Annotated in this window: 21 protein-coding genes; 9 read left to right on the forward strand and 12 right to left on the reverse strand. The window is 38.9% G+C overall.

Annotated features, from left to right (window positions below):
- Positions 1–119 precede the first annotated feature (119 nt).
- The 8 genes from hisIE to hisG are packed head-to-tail and all read right to left on the reverse strand — an operon-like array spanning position 120 to position 7204.
- Entirely contained in the window at positions 120–734 is a 615-nt protein-coding gene (hisIE, locus tag NRL14_RS02585; protein ID WP_306723919.1) for a bifunctional phosphoribosyl-AMP cyclohydrolase/phosphoribosyl-ATP diphosphatase HisIE, read from the reverse strand.
- Positions 725–1504, reverse strand: a complete 780-nt coding sequence (gene hisF / locus NRL14_RS02590; RefSeq protein ID WP_007376298.1) for an imidazole glycerol phosphate synthase subunit HisF — start codon at positions 1502–1504, stop codon at positions 725–727. The genes hisIE and hisF overlap by 10 nt, the downstream gene beginning before the upstream one ends.
- Complete coding sequence (locus NRL14_RS02595; RefSeq protein ID WP_306723920.1) at positions 1486–2220, reverse strand: 1-(5-phosphoribosyl)-5-[(5-phosphoribosylamino)methylideneamino] imidazole-4-carboxamide isomerase; 735 nt, start codon at positions 2218–2220, stop codon at positions 1486–1488. The genes hisF and NRL14_RS02595 overlap by 19 nt, the downstream gene beginning before the upstream one ends.
- Positions 2221–2253: 33 nt before the next feature.
- Entirely contained in the window at positions 2254–2844 is a 591-nt protein-coding gene (gene hisH, locus NRL14_RS02600) for an imidazole glycerol phosphate synthase subunit HisH (protein ID WP_002960265.1), read from the reverse strand.
- Positions 2841–3902 (reverse strand): bifunctional histidinol-phosphatase/imidazoleglycerol-phosphate dehydratase HisB, encoded by a 1062-nt coding sequence (hisB, locus tag NRL14_RS02605; protein WP_306723921.1) that lies wholly within the window; start codon positions 3900–3902, stop codon positions 2841–2843. Before hisB ends, hisH begins: the two co-directional genes overlap by 4 nt.
- Entirely contained in the window at positions 3899–5008 is a 1110-nt protein-coding gene (gene hisC, locus NRL14_RS02610; protein ID WP_306723922.1) for a histidinol-phosphate transaminase, read from the reverse strand. The genes hisB and hisC overlap by 4 nt, the downstream gene beginning before the upstream one ends.
- The gene (hisD, locus tag NRL14_RS02615; RefSeq protein WP_024597350.1) at positions 4998–6299 is read right to left on the reverse strand and encodes a histidinol dehydrogenase; all 1302 of its coding nucleotides are present in this window, start codon (positions 6297–6299) and stop codon (positions 4998–5000) included. The genes hisC and hisD overlap by 11 nt, the downstream gene beginning before the upstream one ends.
- Before the next feature lie 5 nt (positions 6300–6304).
- Positions 6305–7204, reverse strand: coding sequence for an ATP phosphoribosyltransferase (gene hisG, locus NRL14_RS02620; RefSeq protein ID WP_007376294.1), 900 nt, complete (start codon positions 7202–7204; stop codon positions 6305–6307).
- 419 nt (positions 7205–7623) lie between these two features.
- Here hisG and NRL14_RS02625 point away from each other — a divergent pair, with 419 nt between their 5' ends.
- Positions 7624–7860: a hypothetical protein gene (locus NRL14_RS02625; protein ID WP_306723923.1), complete on the forward strand. Its 237-nt coding sequence runs from the start codon at positions 7624–7626 to the stop codon at positions 7858–7860.
- A 112-nt stretch (positions 7861–7972) separates the two neighbouring features.
- Here the strand turns inward: NRL14_RS02625 and NRL14_RS02630 are convergent, their stop codons facing one another.
- A complete protein-coding gene (locus tag NRL14_RS02630; protein ID WP_306724045.1) occupies positions 7973–9829 on the reverse strand; it encodes a cytochrome c/FTR1 family iron permease in 1857 nt (618 codons plus the stop codon).
- A 283-nt stretch (positions 9830–10112) separates the two neighbouring features.
- Positions 10113–11396 (reverse strand): sodium:proton antiporter, encoded by a 1284-nt coding sequence (locus NRL14_RS02635; RefSeq protein ID WP_306723924.1) that lies wholly within the window; start codon positions 11394–11396, stop codon positions 10113–10115.
- Positions 11397–11917: 521 nt separating this feature from the next.
- On the opposite strand from NRL14_RS02635, the gene NRL14_RS02640 reads away from it, so the two are divergent.
- The 5 genes from NRL14_RS02640 (at position 11918) to NRL14_RS02660 (ending at position 19194) form a co-directional block, all read left to right on the forward strand.
- Positions 11918–14110 carry a M4 family metallopeptidase gene (locus NRL14_RS02640; RefSeq protein ID WP_008138583.1) on the forward strand — a complete coding sequence of 731 codons (2193 nt, stop codon included), beginning with the start codon at positions 11918–11920 and terminating at the stop codon, positions 14108–14110.
- An 89-nt stretch (positions 14111–14199) separates the two neighbouring features.
- Entirely contained in the window at positions 14200–16062 is a 1863-nt protein-coding gene (locus tag NRL14_RS02645) for a M28 family metallopeptidase (protein ID WP_306723925.1), read from the forward strand.
- Positions 16063–16168: 106 nt separating this feature from the next.
- Entirely contained in the window at positions 16169–18085 is a 1917-nt protein-coding gene (locus tag NRL14_RS02650; RefSeq protein WP_306723926.1) for an ATP-dependent DNA helicase, read from the forward strand.
- Between the two features lie 9 nt (positions 18086–18094).
- Positions 18095–18796, forward strand: a complete 702-nt coding sequence (tsaB, locus tag NRL14_RS02655; protein WP_149606784.1) for a tRNA (adenosine(37)-N6)-threonylcarbamoyltransferase complex dimerization subunit type 1 TsaB — start codon at positions 18095–18097, stop codon at positions 18794–18796.
- 68 nt (positions 18797–18864) lie between these two features.
- The gene (locus NRL14_RS02660) at positions 18865–19194 is read left to right on the forward strand and encodes a hypothetical protein (RefSeq protein ID WP_033029686.1); all 330 of its coding nucleotides are present in this window, start codon (positions 18865–18867) and stop codon (positions 19192–19194) included.
- 98 nt (positions 19195–19292) lie between these two features.
- On the opposite strand, the gene NRL14_RS02665 is transcribed toward NRL14_RS02660, so the two are convergent.
- Entirely contained in the window at positions 19293–20582 is a 1290-nt protein-coding gene (locus tag NRL14_RS02665; RefSeq protein WP_306723927.1) for an alkaline phosphatase, read from the reverse strand.
- Positions 20583–20973: 391 nt separating this feature from the next.
- On the opposite strand from NRL14_RS02665, the gene NRL14_RS02670 reads away from it, so the two are divergent.
- From NRL14_RS02670 to rnd, 3 genes are all read left to right on the forward strand, one after another.
- Positions 20974–21825, forward strand: a complete 852-nt coding sequence (locus NRL14_RS02670) for an alpha/beta hydrolase (RefSeq protein WP_306723928.1) — start codon at positions 20974–20976, stop codon at positions 21823–21825.
- A 115-nt stretch (positions 21826–21940) separates the two neighbouring features.
- On the forward strand, positions 21941–23593 hold the full coding sequence (gene fadD, locus NRL14_RS02675; protein WP_033039982.1) for a long-chain-fatty-acid--CoA ligase FadD: 1653 nt from the start codon (positions 21941–21943) through the stop codon (positions 23591–23593).
- Positions 23594–23644: 51 nt separating this feature from the next.
- Entirely contained in the window at positions 23645–24775 is a 1131-nt protein-coding gene (gene rnd / locus NRL14_RS02680) for a ribonuclease D (RefSeq protein ID WP_033029677.1), read from the forward strand.
- A 155-nt stretch (positions 24776–24930) separates the two neighbouring features.
- Here rnd and minE read toward each other — a convergent pair whose 3' ends face one another.
- Positions 24931–25194: a cell division topological specificity factor MinE gene (minE, locus tag NRL14_RS02685; RefSeq protein WP_007377619.1), complete on the reverse strand. Its 264-nt coding sequence runs from the start codon at positions 25192–25194 to the stop codon at positions 24931–24933.

Below are 25194 nucleotides of genomic sequence, written 5' to 3' on the forward strand. Positions count from 1 at the left end.
AGTTCACAGTAACCGATTAATTGAGCCTCGCACTATACCATACATAATTTACTCAACTAAAAGCGAAAAACAAAAAGGCCCATAAAATATGGGCCTTTTGTAATTTGCTTTAGCAAGTGCTATTTATGGCGACCTTGCAAGCATTTAACTACATCTTCAAGGGCTAAGCCTTGGCGTTGTAGCAATACAGTCAGGTGATAAATTAAATCAGCAGACTCGTTTGTTAGCTCATCGTTATCGTGTTTCATAGCAGCAAGTGCCACTTCTACGCCTTCTTCACCTACTTTTTGACAACTACGGCTTAAGTCTTTTGCAAACAAAGAAGCTGTGTAGCTTTTTGATGGGTCGTCGTTTTTACGCTCAACAATCACATCTTCTAATTGCGCTAAAAAGCTCAGGCTAGGTTTAGCATTATCGCCAAAGCAACTTTGTGTGCCTAAGTGGCACGTTGGGCCTTCTGGGTTGGCAAGGACTAAAATTGAATCGTAGTCACAATCTGTATGCACAGATACTACGTTTAAGTAGTTTTCTGATGACTCACCTTTAGTCCATAAACGCGATTTTGAACGCGAGTAAAACGTTACCTTATTGGTATCAAGCGTAACAGCGAGTGCTTCGCTGTTCATAAAGCCTTGCATTAAAATAACACCCGAGCGGGCATCTTGAATAATAGCAGGGATCATGTCACTTTTAGCGAAATCGACTTGAGCTTGGTTTTGTTGTGTTACTTGCATAATCTTGCTGCCACTTGGTTATCTGTTAAAAATTGTTTTAGTTCGCCAATGTTAATCACATTTTTATGAAAAACGCTGGCGGCTAGTGCACCATCTACTTTGCTTTGTTTAAATACATCAACAAAATCTTGCATACTACCTGCACCGCCAGAGGCGATTAAAGGAATGTCACACAGCTCGCGAATTTTACTTAGTTGCTCGTTGTCGTAACCGTTACGAACGCCATCTTGGTTCATACAGTTTAATACAATTTCGCCTGCGCCTAGGTCTTGTACGCGTTTAACCCATTCTTGTGTTTTATAACGTGTACGGCTAGATGCATTAGGATCGCCGGTTAATTGATACACTAAGTACTCACCGGTAATTTCATCAAAAAAGCTGTCAATGCCGACTACAACACATTGCTTACCAAACTCATCGTGTAATTCTTTAATAAGTTCAGGACGCGCAATAGCAGGGCTGTTAATACTTATTTTGTCTGCGCCGCGCTCAAGTACCCGTGCTGCATCAGCCACTGATTTAATACCGCCCGCTACACAAAATGGAATATCGATATTTCGTGCAATACTTTCTACCCAATTTACATCAAGTAGGCGTTTTTCAACGCTTGCACTGATTTCGTAAAAAACCAGTTCATCGGCGCCAGCTTCGCTGTAGGCTTTAGCCATTGTTAAAATATCGCCAACAACTTCATGGCCTTTAAACTTAACGCCTTTAACTACTTGGCCGTCTTTAACGTCTAAACACGGGATTATGCGTTTTGATAACATGCCAGTGCCTCCTCAACGCTAAATGCGCCATCAAGCAATGATTTACCTAAAATAACGCCGCCAACACCTAGCTCTTTAAGCTTTTTAATGTCATCTAGTGAGCTTACGCCCCCTGAGGCTTGTACTTTAATTGTGCTGTTATGGCGAGTTAGATCTTCATATAATTCAAACGATGGGCCCGCCATAGTGCCATCTTTACTGATGTCCGTGCATAAAAAATCGATAACACCTAAGCTTACATAAAAATCTACCAGCTCAAGTAAACCAAATTCAGATTCACTTAACCAACCGTGTGTTGCTGGTGCCCAGCCCGTAGCTGTTTTATTTACATCTAGGGCAATTACAAAGTGCTCTGCGCCAAATTGCTCAATCCAGGCTTTTACTTGTTCGCGTTTTTCTACTGCCATTGAACCAATAACAACTTGGTTTGCACCGGCTTTTAGCCAATCACTTACATCTTGCTCTGAGCGAATACCGCCGCCCACTTGGTAAGGTACGTTAAGTGCTTTGGTTGCAGCTTGAATATGTTTCCACTGTTTTTTACTTGGATCGCGTGCACCTTCTAAATCTACAAGGTGTAGTTTACCTGCGCCACTGTCGGCGTATTCTTTTAAACGCGCGCCAAGTTCGAAAGGGTAAAACTGTGCTGTGTCGTATTTACCTTGGTACAAGCGCACAATTTGATTTTGTAATACGTCTAATGCTGGAATAATCACAAATAATCTCTTTTTTGTTAGTTAATGGGCAGCTTATAACTGCCAATCAACAAAATTTTGTAATAAACGTGCGCCAACTTTTGCGCTGCGCTCTGGGTGAAATTGCATGCCTGCGTAATTGTCTTTAGCAACAATGGCTGAAAAGGTTTGACCATATTCGCCGCTCACTAGTGTGGCGTCGTTTACGGTGTGCGCAAAGCTATGAACAAAATACACTTGCTCATCAAGCGTTAGCCCTTTAGTTAATGCATGCTCTTTGTTAACGCTTAAGTTATTCCAACCCATATGCGGCGACGTTAAATTGCCTACATCAAGCGCTTTTACTTGCCCTGGTATTTTACCCAAGCACTGTACGTTACCTTCTTCGGTGCTTTCGCACAGTAACTGCATGCCTAAGCAAATACCCATAAGCGGGCGCTGGTATTCATTTATTGCTTGTTGCCAGCCGTTATCGACTAGGCGTTTCATGGCAACCGACGCGTGACCTACACCTGGCAATATAGCGCGCTCAAAACCCGCTAATTGCTCTGGTGAAGTAATTACTGTTGGCGTTTGGCCTAGGCGTTCAAACGCAAAGCGTACTGAATTTATATTGGCACAACCAGTATTAATTATGGCAATCATAAACATCCCTTAGAGCTGGCTGTTTGTTGGGTCGTGTCTTGTGCTACTGCCATACGAAGAGCACGTGAAAACGCTTTAAATAAACCTTCAACTTGGTGATGACAGTTACCATCGCTTACCGATAAAATAAGGCTAATGGCGGCGTTATCACTTAAGCTTTTGAAAAAGTGCTCAACCATTTGTACGTCTAAATCGCCTGCTTTTTCGCGGCTAAAGTTAGCGTTTAATACAAATGATGCACGGCCCGATAAATCAATTTGTGCTTCAGCTTTACATTCATCCATCGGCAGCGCAAAACCATAGCGCGCAATTTGCGATTTAGTACCGAGGGCTTGTTTTAGTGCAACACCGAGTGCAATACCAATGTCTTCAACAAGGTGGTGCTCATCTATGTGTAAATCGCCTTTGGCTTTAATATTTAAACCAATGTTTGCGTGAGTACGGATTTGATCAAGCATGTGATCAAAAAAGCCAAGGCCGGTGTCTATGCTGCCATTTTTAGTTTGATCTAAGTTTATGGCTACATCAATTTGGGTTTCTTTGGTGTTGCGTGTAACACGACCTTCGCGGTTTGCGGTGGTCAATTTAGTTACTATGGCACTCCAATCGCCGTCGTATAAAATACCTTCACAACATAAGTTTTGAGCAAGGCCAATATCGGTCTGGCGATCGCCAATAACAAAAGAGCGCGCTAAGTCTACTTTGCCAGAGCGCATAAGCTCGGTAAGTAAGCCCGTTTTAGGTTTACGGCAGTCACAATTTTGCTCGTCAAAGTGTGGGCAAATTAATACCTCGTCAAAGCTAATGCCTTGGCTTTGCATTATGTCTATCATTTTATCTTGTGCTATATCAAAGTCAGCAGTAGGAAAGCTGTCTGTGCCTAAGCCATCTTGGTTAGATACCATTACTAAACGGTAACCTGCGGCTTGTAATTGTAATAACGCAGGGATAACACCAGGTAAAAATGCTAGCTTTTCAAGGCTATCCACCTGTTTGTCGGTAATTGGCTCTTCAATAATAGTGCCGTCGCGGTCTATAAATAAATAGGGGTTACTCATGATACTTCGTTTCCTGCTAAAGATGCTGCGGTAGTCGGCGTTTGTAAGCCATCTAACCAAATTTTTACTTGTTCAAGTTCTTGTTCACTGCCAATTGAAATTCGTAGCCAGTCGTCTTCACCGTATAGTGTAAAAGCGCGCATAACCAAACCTTGCTCAAGTGCAACTTTAAAGTAGTTTTTATCGGCTAATTTTAAAGTAACAAAGTTACCTTCACCAGTGAGAATTTTTAATGCAGCAGGAGAGGCGTTTAGCCAATCTACCAACTTAGCTTTTAAGCTATTTAAAATAGTAACTTGGCGGCGCATTGATGTAATTGCATCGGGTGCAATTGCTTGCGCTGCAATACTAGCTACAACGCCCGATACCGGATACGGCGCAATGACTTTACGAATTGGCGCTAGTACGCTCTCTTGTGCAAGGGTAAAGCCCGTTCTGAGCCCTGCCAGCGCAAAGGCTTTAGAAAGCGTACGCAAAACCACTACATTACTAAACTCATTAATAAGTTTAGTGGCACTTTGCTCTGGGCAAAACTCTATATAGGCTTCATCAACAATAACCAGTGCAGAACCTGTAAGGGCTGTTGCAATTGCTTTTACTTTATCAAGAGGCGTTAAGCTACCCGTTGGATTATTTGGGTTACAAATAAATACTAATTTTGAGCTGCCAACAGCTGCAACTATTTCATCTACACTACCATCAAGTAATAGCGCTTGCGTTAGGCTATTAATAGCAACGTTATGAGTATCAGCCGTTACTTTGTACATACCGTAGGTTGGTAAAAATAACGCAATGCTGTCTTTTGCAGGTTCGCAATAAGTGCGTACTAAAAGCTCAATGCCTTCATCTGCACCGCGTGTCATTAATACATTTTCGCTTTTAAGCTCTGTATAAGCTGCGTAGCGGTCAATCACCAGTTGCGGTTGTGGATCAGGGTAGCGATTTAAATCCTCAATACTCAGTTCAAGGTTTTTAGCATACGGGCTTTCGTTAGCATTTAGCCACGTAGTACCGGTTAGCTTTTCACTTTTTGCAGAGCTGTATGCAGCAAGGGCTGCAATATTCTTAGGTAATAAGCTAGACGCTTGTGCGCTCTCATTGCTCATTTTTAATTGCCTCTAAACGAATTGAAACCGCATTAGCGTGGGCATCAAGGCCTTCTGCATCTGCAAGTGGTAAAATTGCTTTTGAAAGCTGCGTTAAACCACTTTTAGTAATTGTTTGCACTGTGTATGTACGAAAAAAATCAAGCAAGTTTAAACTCGAGTAAGTTGCACTGTAACCATATGTTGGTAACACGTGGTTAGTACCCGATGCGTAATCGCCTGCAGATTCTGGTGTGTAGTCACCTACAAATACTGAGCCTGCATTTTTAACTTTATCTAGGTAAGGTGTTGCATCGCCTAGTTGTAAAATTAAGTGCTCTGGGCCGTATTGCGCCGATACGTCAAATGCTTGCTCAACTGAATCAACCAAAATAAGTGAAGAATTAGCGAGCGCTTGCTCGGCTGTTTCTTTGCGGCTCAAATTAGCTAACTGGCGTGTAAGTGCCTGCTGAGTTTGTTCTATAATACTTTCGCTGTTACATAATAAAATAACTTGCGAGTCTGCGCCGTGCTCTGCTTGTGAGAGTAAATCGGCGGCTATAAATTCTGGGTTTGCACGTTCATCTGCAATAACTAATACTTCAGAAGGACCTGCTGGCATATCAATTGCCATACCTGGAATAGTTTGCGCAACGAGCTGTTTAGCCATTGTTACGAAGCTATTACCTGGGCCAAAAATTTTGTTTACTTTAGGGACCGATTCGGTGCCATAAGCCATTGCTGCAATTGCGCCTGCGCCACCACTTTCTATCAAAGTAGTAATGCCACATAACTTAGCTGCATATAAAATAGCAGGGTTAATCGCTTTATCACCTTGTACCGGTGTAGCAAGTACAACGGTTTTTGCGCCACTTAACTGCGCTAATACACCCTGCATAATAACCGACGATGGCAGTGGAGCACTGCCACCGGGTACATAAATACCGACTGCTTCGATGGCTTGATATTTCAGTTCACATACAACGCCTGGTTGGGTTGATAATTTAATATCTTTTGGCAACTGCGCTTCGTGAAAACGTTTAACATTTGCATAAGCGGTGTCAATTGCGTATTTAAGCTCAGCACTTAGTGCTTGCTCAGATGCGTTAATTTCATCTAGCGGTACGCGCAAACGTGGGTTAGCTCTATTATCAAACTCTTTGGCCATGCTAAGTAAGGCCTCATCGCCTTGCTCTTTTACGTTAGCTAAAATAGTTTTGCATATTGCTTCAACCTTTGCGCTTACAGAAACTGCAGGGCGCATTAGCGCCGCTGCTTGTACTTGTGAAGATTCCTCATTCCAACGAAGCATGGTACTTACTCCATCATTTTTTCAATTGGCATAACTAAAATAGAGTTAGCGCCTAGGGCTTTTAACTGCTCCATTGTTTCCCAAAATAATGTTTCGCTGCTTACCATGTGCAGTGCTACGTATTCTTCATTACCCGCAAGGGCAAGTAGAGTCGGTTGACCAGAACCAGGTAAAATTTCACAAATTTCATCAAGTTTGTTTTTTGGTGCGTGTAGCATGATGTATTTGCTTTCTTTAGCTTGTCTAACACCACGTAGGCGCGGCATAAGCTTATTGATTAGTGCTAGTTTGTCAGCATCTTGAAGATCTTTATTTTGAATTAAACATGCGTTTGATTCTAAAATTGTATCACCTTGAATTAAGCCGTTAGCTTCAAGTGTTGCGCCAGTAGATACTAAATCACAAATTGCATCAGATAAACCCGCACGTGGTGCTACTTCAACAGAGCCAGTAAGCATTACTGTACTTGCGTTAATGCCTTCGCGCTTTAACCACTGAGTTAAAATTTCTGGGTAGGTAGTTGCAATACGTTTGCCTTCAAACCAGCTCTTATCGCGAGCGCCTAGCTCTTGTGGCCATGCAAGTGCAAGACGACAATAACCAAAATCTAGTTTTGAAAGTTTGTTTACTTCGCTGGGAACACCTTGACGTTCACGTTCTGCTTGAACTTCTACTAGTACGTTTTCGCCAACAATACCTAAGTCACATACACCGTCCATTACTAAACCCGGAATATCGTCATCGCGCACACGTAGTACGTCAATTGGCATATTAGTTGAGTGTGCAATTAAGCGTTGTTCACGAAGGTTAAGTTTAACACCTAACTGTTTTAGTAGATCTTGACAATCTTTAGATAGGCGGCCGCCTTTTTGGATGGCGATACGTAGACGATTACTGTTGTTCATTATTCATTTTCCTTTAATTTAAAAACTAAAAACCCCGAGGGGAACCTCAGGGCGAAAATGAATCAATGTTATTTGAATCGCCAGAGGTTCCTTTTAGGAATAACCTCTCAGCGAAAGACCTGACAGGTTATTCCGGTGAATGGTGGTGATGATGTACTGTTGTCAGGTTTAAGCGCATTTTTTATCCTATATAACTGCCCGTTGCTTTGTTAACGTGCAGTTGTTATCTGTTTAAATAAATTTCGCATTCATAAAAACATAAACAGCTATATTATGGCAAGTTTTTTTTAGCTTAATTAAAGCATATGTTATAACTGTCGATAATATTAAGATAATAAGCGCAATTTTAGCGAATAATTGTTTGTTTATCATTCAAATTTAGCATTTTGATAATCAAACAGTTAAATAAGGAAGTACGTATGGATATCATGATCCCTTATTTAGGAAGAATCACCAGGCTAGAAGTTGAGTCAAAAGGCGCTTTCCATATTGCGGGTGTGCAAAGTGGATCGGCTACTGAAAAAGTTGAACTAGAGAATAAAAAAAGGCGTGAGTTACAAAAAAAGAAAAAGCTCAATATGCTTGATGATCAAAATAGTAAAAAAAAGTCTAACGTAGACGATGACGAAAACCCCCATTTAGATACATGGGCTTGATAATACCAACTTTACTAAATACATAAGCAATTAACTCAAAAAGGCCCTTGCGGGCCTTTTTACTATGTATTTTGCTTATGCCAATTAGCTTAAACTCTTAAGCAGATAGGCATTACTCTTGGTTTTTGCTTTTAAATATATAAAAGCTAAATATAGCGAACACACATACCTGAGCTATAATACCTTGCCATGTTGACTTAATACCAAGCCATGCTATATCAAAGCTTATTGGTAGCGACGCAATACCTATTATATCGGCCTCTTGTAATGCAATAACAGCTTTGCCCATAAGCACAAACGAGAGTGCAAATAATAGGTAAGTGGTAATGGCAAAAAACTTAGCCACCGGTAATTTAATTGAGTATTTAATTAATACCCACGTAATAATAGCCAGTATTGCTATAGCTATCGCAAAACCCGATGCAATAGATGAATATTGAGCAGGTGAGCTTTGCGTTAATAGTGACTGATAAAACAATACGGTTTCGAATACTTCTCGGTATACGGCAATAAAAGAAAGCCCCGCTAATCCCCATAATGTACCCGACTCAAGGCGCTTATCTATATTGTCTTTTATGTATTTTTGCCATTGCTGCGCACTTGTTTTACTGTGCATCCATACGCCAACATACAGTAAAATTACAGCGGCAAACAATGCGCCAACACCTTCCATTACTTCGCGGCTCGCACCACTTATTTCTATTAATGTTTGCGCAGCAGCCCACGTTAAACCACCAGCAATAAGTGCTGTTATCCAACCAATATGTACATATTTTAGCGCATCTTTGCGTTTAGTTTTAATAAGCACAGTCATAAGGGCAATAATAACTAAGAGTGCTTCTAAGCCTTCTCGCAGTAATATAACTAAACTTGCTGAGAGTAGCGCGCCGTCAGTTAGCTTAGTTTCGTTTAGCATGCTATCTGCTTTAGCGAGTTGAGTTAGTGCGGCACTTACTTTTTCGGCAACAACAGCCGTATCTTTTTCGTTTTTGAATGTTTGGCGCAGGTTCATCAGTTGTACTTCGATGTTTTTACGCAGTGTTTCATCGTAGGCATTTAAGTTGTTTTCAACAAGCTCAAAGCCATCTAAGTATGCGCTAATTGCTAAATCACTTGCTTGTGAGTAATTGCCTTTAGCATGCGCTGCTTGCGCTGCAAGTAACTGCGTGCGAGTAACTGTTATCGGATTTTTGTTAGCGCTAAATAATTGCTCTGGATTACCACGAAGCCATTTAACGTAATGTGCTTGTGCTTCACTTTGACCTGCCGATAATTGTGCGGGGTTTAGGTTTACAATCTGCGAAGCGGTAATGTTTTGTTCTACAGTTTGTGGTTTTTGAACATCTTTAAATGCCAAGCTACCTACATAAAAAGCTAAAGACCATCGTTGTTGTTCATTAAATTGGGTAAAAGCAACCATAGGTGTGTCGTCAATGCCGTTACTTATAGCGTCAAACAACCCCATTAAAGAGCGGTTTGTTGCGCGTTCTTCATCGGTAAAGTTGGTAGGCTCTGGCGATAAGTTTTTTGCAAGCGGGCCGTCGCCTTGACCATTTGGGCCGTGGCACATTGAACAGTTAGCAGCAAAAAGCGCTTTGGTTTGCTCAACGGGAAGTAGTGATGTAGGTAACGATAATTGCGGCATAAAGGTAAGTAGTGACTCACGAAGTGCTGAGCTTGCTGCACGTACATCTACAACACTCGCTTTATTAGCAATCGCTGTATGCAGTGCTTTAGCTTGTGCCTTTACTGTATCAAACTCATTGGTTTGGCTTGATAGCTGTCCAGCTTGCTCAATAATGACGTGCGAAAATTCAGTCATTTCTTGATATTCGTCAGGGTCTAGTATTTCACCATTTCCAACAGCTGCCACGTAATCTACACCTACATACTCTGCAAGCTGTGCAATTTGTTTTATTTTTGTTTGCTCATTAGGTGAGGCCGACACATTAAAGCTTGCCATAGCCATTATAAAAAACACAAAAAAACAATGAAATTGATGTTTGCCTAGAGATACAAAATTAAAAAACACGTGAGAATTATTTTTGGACATTGAAAAGCCCTACAGAGGAAAAGCCAAAATTATAATTGTTTTCATTTGTATTTCAAGCGGATTAATTTAAACAAAGCAGATAAATAAAAAGGATAACAATTTATAGAACTTTAAAGTGTTTTTGTAACACGAGAGTAACAGTAACCAAGTGATTTATATAATAACTTGGTTACTGATTTGATTGCTCACAAAGCATTTATTACTTTGCTTGCTCAGCTGACTTAATGCTGCTTTGAATAAGCGGCGAGATAGTTAAACCTTGTACAATAATAGAAAATATAACCACAACGTAAGTAACAATAACAATAAGGTTGTGTAAGTCAGAGCCGCCTACAAAAACTTGCTCGCGAGGGATTGCTGCCGCCATTGCAAGTGCAAGTCCGCCACGTAAACCACCCCAAGTTAATATTTTAACACTGTGCTTGTCGTAAGTTCTAAAGCGTTTAAAGATAATAAACGGTGCTCCAACACTTATAAAACGCGCTAGTAATACAGCCGGTACCATTAACAACCCTAAGCCAATTTCCCCGATTGTAATAGGCATAGTCACAATTAGCATACCTATTATTAAAAACAGTAGGGCATTTAAAAAGCTATCGGTTGCATGCCAAAAATCTTTTACGTAACGAGTATCTTCAGGCCCCGTGCGCTCGGTTGCTTTAGTACGAGTAATGTTACCCATTAATATGCCGCTCGTTACCATGGCAAGTGCGCCTGATATTTCCCAAATATTTGCAGCAGCAAAACCTGCAGTAGGAATAGTTAAGGTTATCAATAAACGAATATTTACATCGCGGCTGTTAATAATTAAAAAGTGGCCAACCAAAGCGATAACCAAACCAAACGCAATACCGCCTAGGGCGTCTACAAAAAAGAGTTCTGCTATATCGCCAAATTGTGCATCGGTGCCATAAAAAGCAACCGAAAAAATGGTCGTAAATATTACTAAACCAATACCGTCGTTAAATAGCGACTCACCTTCTACTTGAACTGAGATTCCTTCTGGCGCTCGCATTTGTTTAATAATAGCAAGTACAGCAATAGGGTCGGTTGGGCTAATAAGCGCACCAAATAATAAACAATAAATAAAAGGCACTGGCCAGCCAAGAAAAGCAAATAAGTAAAAGCTTAAGTAGCCAACAATAAAAGTAGAAACAAGAGTGGAAAACAGTACCAACACCGTTATTTCCCAGCGTTGTTTTCTAAGTGCTAACAGGTTTATTTCCAGTGCACCTGCATAAAGCAAGAAACCTAACATACCTTTGAGGAGTAATTCGTTAAAGTTAATACTCGAGACGATTTTTGTCATTTCAAGTGCGTTCTGATCGCCTAATAATTTTACTGCAACAATCAAAAGTAAAGAAATAACAACCGAGCCTGTAGTTATTGCAATAGTAGTTTGCATTTTGAGGATGTATTGATTTGCAAAAGCAATAAAAATAGCAAGTGCAGAGAGAAAACAAATGAGGTACCAAGCATTCATTTAATAACCTTAATTAACGAGAAAAACATATGGTTAAGCGGGATCTAAACATGCCTATGTTACTCCCGAGATATAGCTATGTCACAGTGTTTGTTAGACAATTTGTATTTTTATTTTTAATAAAAATAGTTTTGGTAAATAAGAAATTAAAGATGTTAAAGCTTCAGCCGCGCCTTTAAAAATAGGTTTGTTTTTTTAGGCCTTTTGTTAAATTTAATAGTGTTTGTATTGTAAAAATCACTTTATTAAATTTATACACTTAATTGTATTATTTTTATTTCAATATGTTACTCAAAGTAAATAAATGTTTACATTGTGTTAATTAAATGTTTTTAATATTTAGTGGGTTTTTATTAAGTTGTTGAATTAAAGTCTTTTAATTTATTTTTTAATACTTTAATTGTAAATTTTTTGTTTCATTTTCAATTGTGTGATTTGTAGCCTAGGATTGCTTTAATCGGGAACAAGATGTACCGATTAATAAAAGTATATTCAAACAAATAAACAAATGGAGCGTAAACGTGAATTTATCAAAAATCACAATAGCAACACTTGCTGCTTTTACTTTGGTACAAGCAACAAGCGCAGTAGCTGCAAATAAAAAATATTTAAATCAACAAGCAAATATAAATAATTCAGCACAAAATGGTGTGTCTTCTGTATTGATGGTTAGCCCTGATCAGTTAGTAGGTTTAGAGGCAGGAAATGAGCTGGTTGTATTAAAAGAAATAAAAAGTAATAACGGTGATACAACTCGTCGTTATCAACAAGTATATAATGGATTACCGGTAATTGGAGATACGGTGAGCTTGACGTTTAACAATAATGGGCAACTTAAACGTGCTCATGGTGCTGCTGTATATGATATATCAAGCGATATTGACACAGTTACTCCAAAGTTAAATCAAAAATTGGCAGTAGCTAAGGGATTGCAAAAATCATCTGCAGCGATAAAGTCTGTTGGCTTAGAAAAACATAATGAAAAATCACAATTAGCCATTTGGGTTGATGAGCAAGGTGAAGCGCATTTGGTTTATGAAGTGTCTTATGTTACTTACGGAAGTAACCCATCACGTCCATATCAAATCATAGATGCAAATTCTGGAGATGTACTTTTTAGCTTTGATAACCTTCAACATGCTGATGCGACAGGCCCAGGTGGTAATCTAAAAACCGGGAAATACATTTATGGCACTGATTTTGACAGCTTAAATGTAAGTCAGACGGGCAATAACTGTTCAATGAATACCACAAATGTAAAAACCATTAACCTAAATGGTGGTACTAGTGGCTCAAGTGCATATTCATTTACATGTCCTGAAAATACCTTTAAAGAAATTAATGGTGCCTATTCGCCACTTAATGATGCACATTATTTTGGTAACGTAATTTTTAATATGTATAACGATTGGATTGGTACGCCGCCGCTTTCATTCCAACTGCAAATGCGAGTTCACTATAGTAGTAACTATGAAAATGCATTTTGGGATGGCAGTGCGATGACCTTTGGTGATGGCCAAAATACGTTTTATCCACTTGTTAGCCTAGACGTATCAGCTCATGAAGTAAGCCACGGCTTTACTGAGCAAAACTCAGGTTTAGTTTACAGTGGAAAGTCAGGTGGTTTAAACGAAGCATTCTCTGATATGGCTGGTGAAGCGGCTGAATTTTACATGAAAGGCACAAACGATTGGTTAGTTGGTAAAGATATATTTAAAGGCAACGGTGCTCTTCGTTACATGAATAATCCAACACAAGATGGTAGATCAATTGATAATCAATCAAGCTACTCTTCAGGAATGGATGTTCATTATAGTTCTGGGGTGTTTAATAAAGCATTTTATAACTTAGCAACTACATCTGGTTGGGATACTGAAAAGGCATTTAAAGTGATGGCACGTGCAAACCAATTATATTGGACTGCAAGCACTAACTGGGATCTTGCTGGTAACGGCGTTATGGATGCAGCTTGTGATTTAAATTACGATCCAAGTGCTGTTAAAGCAGCTCTAAGTGCTGTTGGCGTAAACTCTAATTTAAGTTCGGGTAGTTCATGTGGCACAACCACTCCGCCAGCGGAAGATGAAGCGTTATCTAATGGCGTTACTCGTACTGGTATAAGTGGCTCAGCTAAAGAGCAGTTGTTTTTTACACTTGATGTACCAGCGGGTGCTAGCAATTTAGTATTTAATACTAATGGCGGCTCTGGTGATGCAGATTTATACGTACGATTTGGAAGCAAACCGACACTTAGCACTTATGATTGCAACAGTACAACTTCTACAAGTACTGAAAGCTGCTCTATAGGTAGTGCTCAAGCGGGTACATACTACGTTATGGTAGAGGCATGGAATGCTATTTCAGGGGTTTCATTAACAGGTAGTTATGACGGGTCTACTGGCGGAGGTGTTTCGCCAATTAACCGTACAGAAAGCAATGTGAGCGTTGCTTCAGGTGGTTGGACACGCTTTACGCAAAATTTAGATGCAGGGTATTCTTCACTCGATATTTCAATGGCCGGTGGTTCTGGTGATGCTGATTTATATGTAAATTTTGGTTCAGCATCTAGTACTAGCTCTTATGAGTGCCGCCCATATAAAAATGGAAACGTTGAAACGTGTACGATAGAAAATCCTCAAGCAGGTACATGGTATATAGACTTACAAGGTTATAGCGCGGCAAGCGGTATAACATTAAGTATTTCAGCCAATTAAGTTAATTTCTAGGGAGCATTCGCTCCCTTTTTTATTTTTCAAAACTTCCTCGTCTCAAAGGCATTACTCGACTTAAAAGGTATCAATTAATGAAACACGCGATAAAAATTATGCTATTCAGTGCTAGTACTTTATTACTTACCCAACCCTCATACGCACAAGATACTGAAAGTGTTTGGGTAACGATAGATCCCGTTGCAGCCAAACATTATAAACAGGTTCAAAACTCGCTTAAACCAAATGATGAATTATTGAGTATACAAGATACAACATTACAAACAGTGAATTTGTTAAAAATAAGGCCTGCAAATATTGCTCATTTAAGTGAGTTTATGCATGATAATTATCATCGCTGTGGAGGGTTTGTTGCTCATGATTCGTTAATCGAGGCTAATGAATACACTCAGCAGTTAGCTGCCGTTCAAAATCAAAATCTAAGTGCGTTAGCTGCTACATATAGCATTGACAATCCGCAAACAACTCAGCAATTAATAAATAGTATTAGTCCAAATAATTTGACGAACACAGTTAATTCGATGAGTAGCTTTTATAATCGCTATTACACGGCTCAAACTGGGGTAGATGCCTCACAATGGCTAAAAGATTACTGGCAACAGTTAGCAGCTACACGTAATGATATAAATGTTGATTACTTTACTCATAGCTGGGCGCAGTCGTCGGTCATTGTTACTATTGCAGGAGATGAAGAGGCTGATGAAATTGTCATTATTGGTGGGCATTTAGACTCAATTAATCAATCAAATCCAAGCAACGGTCGCTCACCAGGGGCTGATGATAATGCATCGGGGATTGCTGTATTATCTGAAGTGTTAAGATCGATTGTTGAAAATGATTATAAACCGCAAAAAACAATTCATATAATGGCTTTTGCTGCAGAGGAAGTTGGTTTAAGAGGTTCAAAAGATATTGCTTCATCTTATAAATCACAAGGAAAAAATGTGATCGGCATGGTGCAATTTGATATGACTGGAAACAATGGCAGTAGCGAAGATATTGTAATGATGACTGATTACACTACAAATGCTCAAAACCAATTTTTAGGTCAGTTAATTGATACCTACTTACCTAGCATTACCTATGGTTTTGACCAATGTGGGTATGGGTGTTCTGATCATGCATCATGGTATCAACAAGGCTTTGCAGCATCAATGCCATTTGAATCTAGGATGGCTGATATTAATCCGTTAATTCATACACAGAATGACGCTAATTTTGATGCTGACCACGCTAGTAAATTTGCAAAACTTGCTGTGAGTTATTTAGCTGAAATGGCAAAAAATGCTGGTGATATAGTGCCACCAGCTAATAATGAGTTACAAAATGGTGTTGCAGTTTCTGGCCTTGCAGGTGATGCTAAAGCGCAGCTTATCTATACGCTACAGGTACCTGATAATGCAAGTAACTTAAACTTTACTACCTCAGGGGGCAGTGGTGATGCAGACCTATATGTTAAATTTAATACAGCGCCTACATTAGAAAATTTTGATTGTAAAAGTACAACATCATCGAGCAATGAAAGTTGTGATATTGCGAGTGCCCAAAACGGTATTTATTACGTTATGGTAGAAGCATGGAACGCTATTGCTAATGTTTCTCTTATTGCCAGTTATAGTGAAACAACAGCGATTGAACCCATTAATCGAACAGAAACTGATATTAGTGTTGCTACGGGAGATTGGGGGCGGTTTACACAAGACTTAGAAGCTGGGTATTCCTCTTTAAATATAACTATGGCTGGTGGCTCAGGCGATGCCGATTTATATGTGAATTTTGCCAGTCAATCAACTGAATCTGTATATCAATGTAGACCGTATAAAAATGGTAATGCTGAAACGTGTAGTATTACCAGCCCGCAAGCGGGCAAGTGGTATATTGACTTAAAGGGGTACAGCGCAGCTAGTGGAATAACCTTAACTATAAATGCGCAATAATAACTAATGGGAGCTCTGCTCCCTTATTTATATACTCAAACCGATTACTTAATTACTTGCCCTTGATGTTTAGCTTACGTAAAATCCCGCTATTATTTATTGTAAAGTGATTGGTATTATCAAACAACTGTTTAGCGCAACCGGGCCTTTGGCGTTGTCTTTAGATGGATACACTCCTCGCCAACCTCAAATAGATATGGCTGTCGCCGTTGCTGATGCATTAAAAAACAGTTCGCAATTGGTCGTTGAAGCCGGTACTGGTACGGGTAAAACGTTTGCATATTTAGCCCCAGCACTTAAATCAAAAGGCCGAACGATAATATCGACAGGCTCTAAAGCCCTACAAGAGCAGCTGTACCATCGCGATTTACCTCAATTAGTTAAAGCGCTCAGCGCCTCTAAAAAAACGGCCCTATTAAAAGGTCGTGCAAACTATCTATGTACATACAGGCTTAATCAGCATGTTGCACATGTACCTACGGACGACTCTGATGTTATGCATCAACTAGCCATGGTTGCTAAATTTGCCAGCGAAACGCAATCAGGCGATTTAGCTGATTGTATTGGTATAGAGGATGATGCCAAAGTACTGCCTTATGTAAATTCAACAGCCGATAATTGTTTAGGTAAAGAATGCCCAGACTTTCAAAGTTGTTATATACGCAAAGCACGTTTAACTGCGGCCGATGCCGATGTTGTCGTGATTAACCATCATTTGTTTTTTGCCGATATGGCCGTAAAAGAAAGCGGCTTCGCTGAGCTTATGCCAAAAGCAGATGATTACATATTTGATGAAGCCCATCAGTTAAGCGAAATTGCCAGCGATTACTTTGGTGAAAGTGTTAGCACTAAAAAGCTGGTGGACTTAATTAATGACTTACGTGCTATTTATAGAGCCGAAATTCCCGATATGCTGCAGCTCGGTAAAAGCTTAAATAAGCTTGAGACAAGCGTTGCTGATTTACGATTACAGTTTGGCGTTGATGGCAGCCGTGGCGATTGGCGTGAAAAGCTCAGTGATAAACAAATATGCGCAGCACTTCATCGTGTGATCAGTGATTTAGATTTTGTTTACCAAGTACTTAAGCTTTGCCTAGATAGAAGCGACAAAATTGAGCATCCATTTGAACGTGCACTTGCGTTTAAAGGGCAGTTAGAGCGGGTTTTTGATACAGCCCAAACCGGCTTTAGTTATTGGTATGAAACAACGCGCCGTTATTTAACAATTAATATAACGCCATTAAATGTATCAGCTAAGTTTGCTCAAATGATGCAAGACACGGGCGCAGGTTTTGTATTCACTTCAGCAACACTCTCGGTTGACAACAAACTAGCGCATTTTAATGCAAGCCTAGGTTTAAAACCAAAACAAAGCATGATGGTAGATAGCCCATTTGATTACCCTAATCAGGCGCTGCTGTGTTTACCTCGCTACTTACCCGAATCACACGCTGATAATATGCCCCATGCAATTGTAAAATTAACGCTTGAGCTTATAAAATCAGCACAAGGGCGTTGTTTTGTATTATTTACTAGCTATCGAATGATGCATTTGGTAGCCGAAGGGCTAACTACACAAATAGACTACCCAGTTTATATGCAAGGGCAAATGTCTAAGCGTATTATTTTAGAGAAATTTACCCGCCATGGTAATGCGGTATTACTCGGCACTGCTTCTTTTTGGGAAGGTGTTGATGTACGCGGCAGTACGTTAAGTTGTGTTATTATTGATAAATTGCCATTTGCAGCACCCGATGACCCATTATTACAAGCTAAAATGCAAGATTGCCAAATGCAGGGCAAAGACCCTTTTGCGCATATACAATTGCCACAAGCTGTTATTGCACTTAAACAAGGTGTTGGGCGTTTAATACGCGATAGCAAAGATAAAGGTGTACTTGTCATATGTGATAATCGCTTAGTTACACGACAATATGGCCAAGTATTTTTAAAAAGCTTACCGCCAATGCGCCGAACACGAAGTTTAGAAGATGCCAATAAATTTTTACAACAAATTAATTAGAGTAATAAAATGATAAAAAGTAACATTCTAGCCCTTGATGCTTCTACTGAGGCGCTTTCAATTGTTTTACATTTTCAGGGCCAAACATTTCATCATTTTGAAGAGTGTCCGCAGCAGCACAGCCAAAAAATACTTCCACTCGTGGATGAGCTGTTAACTAAAGCAAACTGCAAATTAAAAGATTTAGATGTAATCGGTTTTGGCCAAGGGCCAGGTAGTTTCACTGGTGTACGTATTAGTGTAGCAATAGCGCAGGGTTTAGCGTACTCAACTAACTTACCGCTTGTTGGTGTTTCGACACTGGCTATTATGGCGCAACAAGCGTTTGAACAAAACGGCAGTCTTAGTGTTTACCCAAGTATAGATGCGCGTATGGGTGAAATATATTTTGCCCATTACCAAGCGCAAAATAATTTAATGCTTTTAGTTAACCAAGAATGCGTTATAAAACCTGATTTACTAAATAATGATTATATAGCAACCACTGAGCCATCTGTAGCGGTGGGCACGGGTTTTAAAACCTATCCTGATGCGCTTAATGACTTTGAAAATGTGACAATTAATAGTGAAATTACATTACCCGATGCACGTTATATGCTAGCGCATGTTGAAGCCGCGTTTTTAGCGGGTGATGTTGTAAAAGCGAGCGACGCTCAACCTAAATATGTGCGCGATACGGTGACTTGGAAAAAGCTACCAGGACGTGAGTAATCATATTATTTGCAAATTGGTTGTTTTTAAATCATAATTTTATGCATTATTAAGGTTGGAGACGCGTAATGACGCTGCCTATTGGTTCAGGTTTTTTTACCGGAGATATTCCGGGTAGGGTTAGCTCTACCAAAGTTGTTACTAATAAACCACAGAGCTTATTAGACCAACCGGCTGCTAAAAAAACGAATACCGATTATGTAAAAAGCAGTGTCGAGGGTGTTGAACTGGCTAATCAGCTGTTTAAAAGCAGTGCTAAAAGCAATGAGTACAGGCAAACAATTTACGACCAACCGACAGCTCAAGTAAGCAAAGCGATTTCTACTTATACTGAATTTGCTAATTTAGAACGCAGAGCAGAAGTACAAAATTTAATAGGCGTTGATATATACGCTTAAAGTGCATTACCGCGCTTTACTTGAATATAGCTATAAGATTTAATAAAAAGCCCGAACATGTGTTCGGGCTTTTTGTCATTCAAAATGAAATACAATTTTTATTTTTCAATAAAGCCGATTAGTTTATCAGCAATATCGGTATTGTTTTGCGATCCAATAAATTGTTCACTGCCTTTACCATAAGCAAATACCTGCACGTCTACAGCGGTGTGTCCGCCGGTTGTCCAGCCAGTAAAGCTTGCATCGCTAATAATGCTTTTAACAGCTAAATTAAGCGCTTTTTCACCCATTTTTTTAGCTTGCTCAAGTTTTATTTGATTTTCAGTTGTAAATTCAATATTGGTGTTAGCAGTCCATACTGGCTTTAAATCATCAGAATCCAGTAAAAGTTGAGTTAGTTTACCAGCAGTTGCTTTAACACCTTTTACTACATCAGTTTCCCATTTGTATTGACCATGTGCGCCAAGGGTTAAACCGCCTGTTGAATGATCGGCCGTTATGACTAATATAGTGTCTTTGTTTTTATCAACATACGCTTTTGCTTGTTCTATTGATTTAGCAAAATCATCCATCTCAGCCATTGCACAGGCTATATCGTTTGCGTGACCACACCAATCAATTTGGCTGCCTTCAATCATTACAAAAAAACCATTCTTGTTTTGGTCATCTAGCAATTTGAGCGCTTTAGATGTGAGTTGAGTTAGGCGAGTTGGATTTTCATCAAGTGCGAAAGGCAGTCCTTTAGGTGCGTATAAGCCAATGGCTGGTATTTTTGTTATCTGGCCAAGGTTTTTAATATCGTCACCGTATTGATAACCAGCAGCTTTAAACTCATCAACTAAATTACGATCGTCTCTAATAAAGTATTGAGTACCACCACCGAGCATTAAATCGACAGGTAATTTACCTACAATTTTATTATCAATGTAATCGTTGGCGATATCGTCGTAGTTATTACGCGATTCATTATGTGCAGCAAAGCTTGCTGGAGTGGCATGATTTATTTGTGATGTTGCTACAAGCGCTGTTGTCATACCGCGCTCTTTTGCTATTTCAAGCATGGTTTTAACTGATTTTTTGTCTGTATCTACTGCAATTGCGCCATTGTAACTTTTATGACCGCTACTCAGTGCTGTTGCACCTGCTGCGCTGTCGGTTACATAAGTATGATCGTCAGGATAAGTATGTGCCATACCTTTCAAAATTGTATCGAAAACAGTTCCTTCAATCTCTTTAGTCGCAGGGTCATCTTTAAAATAGCGATAAGCAGTGGTGTAAGCTGGACCCATGCCGTCACCAATCATATAAATTACATTTTTAGGTGCTGATTCTGCGTAAACACCTGATGTGGCGCATAAAAGTGCCAATAAGCTGATCTGTTTTTTCATGGTTGTACCTTATGAGTGTACCTTATTTAATAGCCGCTTTTATTGTATAGACTTAGTATGATAAATAAATGAATATTTGTAAGAAACCATTTCGGTAGGTGGATTATTTAAGCCGATAGGTTATAAATAGTAATTAAAGCTGTCATTCACAGTATTTATACTCGTTATTATTTATAAAAACATGCAATAGATTAAAACGCTGTTTAGTTTTTAGAAAGTTGATCTTTTCTTAAATTTAGGGTTTATTTAACTTATTGAAAATTAATGGTTACTTTGTTTTTTATTTATTGAGTGAAAGTCTCATCAAGGCTGAACAAATAGGGAGATGTTAGTGGTCTGACAACTTGTATGCTATAAGTGACAATGCATTAAAAACAACAAGAGGTTTGGTGTGCAGCCATTTAATATTCAAACCAACAATTTAAATATTCATGGTCAAAAGAAAGGGTCGGGCGCTGATGTTGTAATTGCACTGCACGGTTGGCTCGATAATAGTAATAGCTTTGCTCCTATGCTTGATGGCGTTGAACCTGAGCATACTTGGTACTGTATTGACTTTGCAGGCCACGGTTTGTCATCTTGGCGAAGTCAAGATGCTCACTATTATTTTGTTGATTATATTGATGATTTATACCAGTTTATAAATGCGCTTGGTGTAAAAAAAGTACATTTAGTTGGTCACTCGATGGGAGCCATGGTGGCAGGACTTTTTGCTAGCTGTTTTAACGATTATGTTAAGTCGGTTACCTTTATTGAAGGCATTGGCTGCGTTACAACCCCTAGCCAAGATGTATGCGAACAGTTAAAAAACGCGGTATTAAATAGAACAAGATTAAAAAATAAGAAATCGAGAATTTATAAATCGAAAACGCTAATTTATGAAGCACGCTCACAAACTACCGATTTGAATAATGAACTAATTATGCTTTTAATGAATCGAAACATAAAAGCAATCGATGGAGGGTTTGAATTAACGACTGACCCAAAGCTTAAAAATCATTCAGGTTTTAGGTTTGATGAAGCGCAATGTATTGGTGCAATAAAAGATTTAATTGCACCATGTCAATTAATTATAGGTAATGAAGGTTATACGTTTGTAAAACAGAATTTAGCTAAGTATATTAGTTATTACAGTGACTTAAGTGTAATTAATGTTGGTGGTGGACATCATTGTCATATGCAAAGTAGTAACGAATGTTTTGAATATATTCAAGCATTTATGGTGCAAAGTGGTGTACGTTAATTGTATATTGTCGATAAATGTGGGATTATTCCCGCATTAGAGTATTTGCTCAATTGTTAAAGTGCCTTACTTAGATTAAGGTTAATAAAAATATAATTATAAACAGGGGCTAAGAGTGGAAAAAATCTGGCTTAAGCGCTACCCAGAGGGTATGCCTGAAACAATCGATCCTGAGCATTACAACTCGTTACTCGAAGTGTTCGAAAAAAGTTTTAGTGACTACAAAGATTTACCTGCATTTACTAATATGGGTAAAACACTGTCTTATGACGAAATTGATACAGCAACCAAAAAAGTTGCTTCTTACATTCAAAATAATTTAGGTCTCAAAAAAGGCGACAAAGTCGCTGTTATGATGCCCAATTTATTGCAAACGCCGATATCAATTTTAGGTATTTTACGTGCGGGTTGTGTGGTTGTTAACGTTAATCCACTTTATACCGTGCGTGAGTTAGAGCATCAATTAAAAGACTCTGATACCACCGCAATTTTTATTCTTGCAAACTTTGCAGATACGCTTGAAAAATCACTTGCACATACTGATGTTAAACATATCGTAGTTACGCAAGTAGGCGATTTGGTTGGTGGCCTTAAAAAACACATAGTAAACTTTGTTGTTAAGCACGTTAAAAAAATGGTGCCTACATACAATTTACCTAATACGATTAAGTTTTCTGACTTGTTAGAAGCAGATGCAGATGCATATAAACGCCCGGAAATGAACTTAAGCGATTTAGCTTTTTTACAATACACTGGTGGTACAACGGGTGTATCTAAAGGAGCAATGTTGAGCCACGGTAATATGGTGGGGAATCTTGAGCAAGTATCGGGCTGTTTAGATAAAGTATTGGAACGAGGTAAAGAAGTTGTTGTTACCGCATTGCCGCTTTATCATATTTTTGCATTAACGGCTAACTGCTTAACCTTTATGAAATATGGTGGTTTAAACTTATTAATTACTAATCCGCGCGATATGCCCGGGTTTGTTAAAGAATTAGGACAAACAAAATTTACTGCCATTACGGGTGTTAATACGTTATTTAATGGCTTGTTAAATACTCCAGGTTTTGCTGAACTTGATTTTAGCCATTTGAAAATGTCATTAGGCGGCGGTATGGCCGTTCAACGTCCAGTCGCTGAAAAATGGCAAAAAGTAACTGGCTCAAAATTAATGGAAGGCTACGGCCTTACTGAATGTGCTCCTTTAGTGACTATCAGTCCTTACGATTTGAAAGCGTACAACGGCTCTATTGGCTTACCAGCGCCAAATACTGATATAAAGTTAATTCTTGATAATGGTGAAGAGGCTGCACAAGGTGAGCCTGGTGAGCTATGCGTTAAGGGACCTCAGGTAATGCTTGGTTACTACAAGCGACCAGATGCAACCGCTGAATGTTTAAAAGATGGTTGGTTTGCAACAGGTGATATTGCAACCTATGATGAGGAAGGTTTCTTTTTTATTGTCGATCGTAAAAAAGACATGATTATTGTTTCTGGTTTCAATGTTTTCCCAAATGAAATTGAAGAAGTTATCGCTATGCACGAAGGTGTGCTTGAAGTAGCAGCTATTGGTATTCCACATGATGCAAGCGGTGAACAAGTTAAAGTTTTTGTTGTAAAAAAAGACCCTTCTTTGACTGAAAAAGATATAATAAATCACTGTCGTGATAATTTAACTAATTATAAGGTTCCCAAGCTCGTTGAGTTTAGGGATGAATTACCTAAAACTAATGTAGGTAAAATACTCAGAAGAGCCTTGAAAGATTAGCAACCTATAAAAAAGCCGGCAATAGCCGGCTTTTTTATTGTAGGAGACTAAGTGCAATATCAATTAATCGAAACACAAAATCAACTGAACACTTTTGTTGAACAAATAAAAAACAAGCCTATTTTAGCTATTGATACCGAGTTTATGCGTCGTCGCACTTTGTATCCAGAAGTTGCACTTATCCAAGTATTTGATGGCGAGCATTTAGCTTTGATTGATCCACTGGCTGAACTTTCTTTGTTTGATTTTTGGCAAATATTAAAAGACCCCACCGTACTAAAAGTATTACATTCACCTTCAGAGGATATTGAAGTATTTCAAAAATACGCAGGCTTTGTCCCTGCGCCGTTATTTGATACACAATTTGCACTGCAATTGCTAGGTGAAGGCAACTGTATGGGTTTTGCGCTTATGGTAAAAGAGCTGCTGGGTATTGAAATAGATAAAAGTGAATCGCGTACTAATTGGTTGCAACGTCCGTTAACGACTAAACAACTTGATTATGCAGCAGCTGACACATTTCATTTGCTGCCGTGTTTTAAATTAATTATTGAGCGTATTAAAGCAGCTGATTTATTTGATATTGTTATTAATGAAAGCGAATTAATTGCTAATAAACGTGCGTTTCAAACACCCGATGAGCTTTTATATAAAGATATTAAAAATGCATGGCAACTTAAACCACATGAGCTGGCTGTATTAAAAGAGCTTGCTGTATGGCGACGAAATAAAGCAATTAGAAAAAATTTAGCGCTTAATTTTGTTTTAAAAGAACATAACATGACTGAAATTGCAAAACGTGGCCCTTCTAGTCTAAATGCTCTTCGTCAAATTCCTGGTGTTGAAGCTATAGAAGTTAATCGTTCTGGTGTTGAGGTACTAAAATGTATTGAAGCAGCTAAAGCAATACCTGAGAACGAGCACCCCGAAGTACTTAAGCGCTTAATTGATTTTCCTACTTACAAAAAAGTTGCTAAAGATATAAAGCAAAAAATCACCAAAGTAGCTAAAGAGCACAATATACCAGAAGACGTTATGGCTTCTAAAAAGCAAATTAATCAATTGATCAGTTGGAATTGGAAGCTTACTAATGAGCAAAAAAAGAGTCATATAAAGCCTGACTTACTTAGCTCTTGGCGTTATTCATATGTTCAAGATGCGCTAAAAGAGTGGGATACTTAAGATTAAATATACCCTTTAATTGTGTGACATTTATCTGTTGATTTGCATGGTGAAAAACTTTTAGTTCAGCGCAGAGGATCAAAGCATAGGTATTTAGAGCCGCTATTACAAAGCAGATATAAATAAAATGGGCGCTTTAAGCGCCCATTTTATATTTACTTCTTTTCTTCATCAGGTAACGTAACGTTTAGCTCAAGAACAGCTAGATCATCTTCGTTTTGATCGAATTGAACTTGTACCGCATCGCTACTTACGTTCACGTATTTACGGATCACATCTAAAATATCTTGTTTTAATTGTGGTAAGTAATCCGGCGTTCCTCGTTGAGAACGCTCGTGCGCGACAATGATCTGCAATCGCTCTTTTGCTAATGACGCACTGTTTTTCTTTTCTGAGCGGAAGTAGTCAAGTAAAGACAC

It is taken from the genome of Pseudoalteromonas sp. 20-92 (genome assembly GCF_030847595.1).
Classification (GTDB): domain Bacteria; phylum Pseudomonadota; class Gammaproteobacteria; order Enterobacterales; family Alteromonadaceae; genus Pseudoalteromonas; species Pseudoalteromonas fuliginea.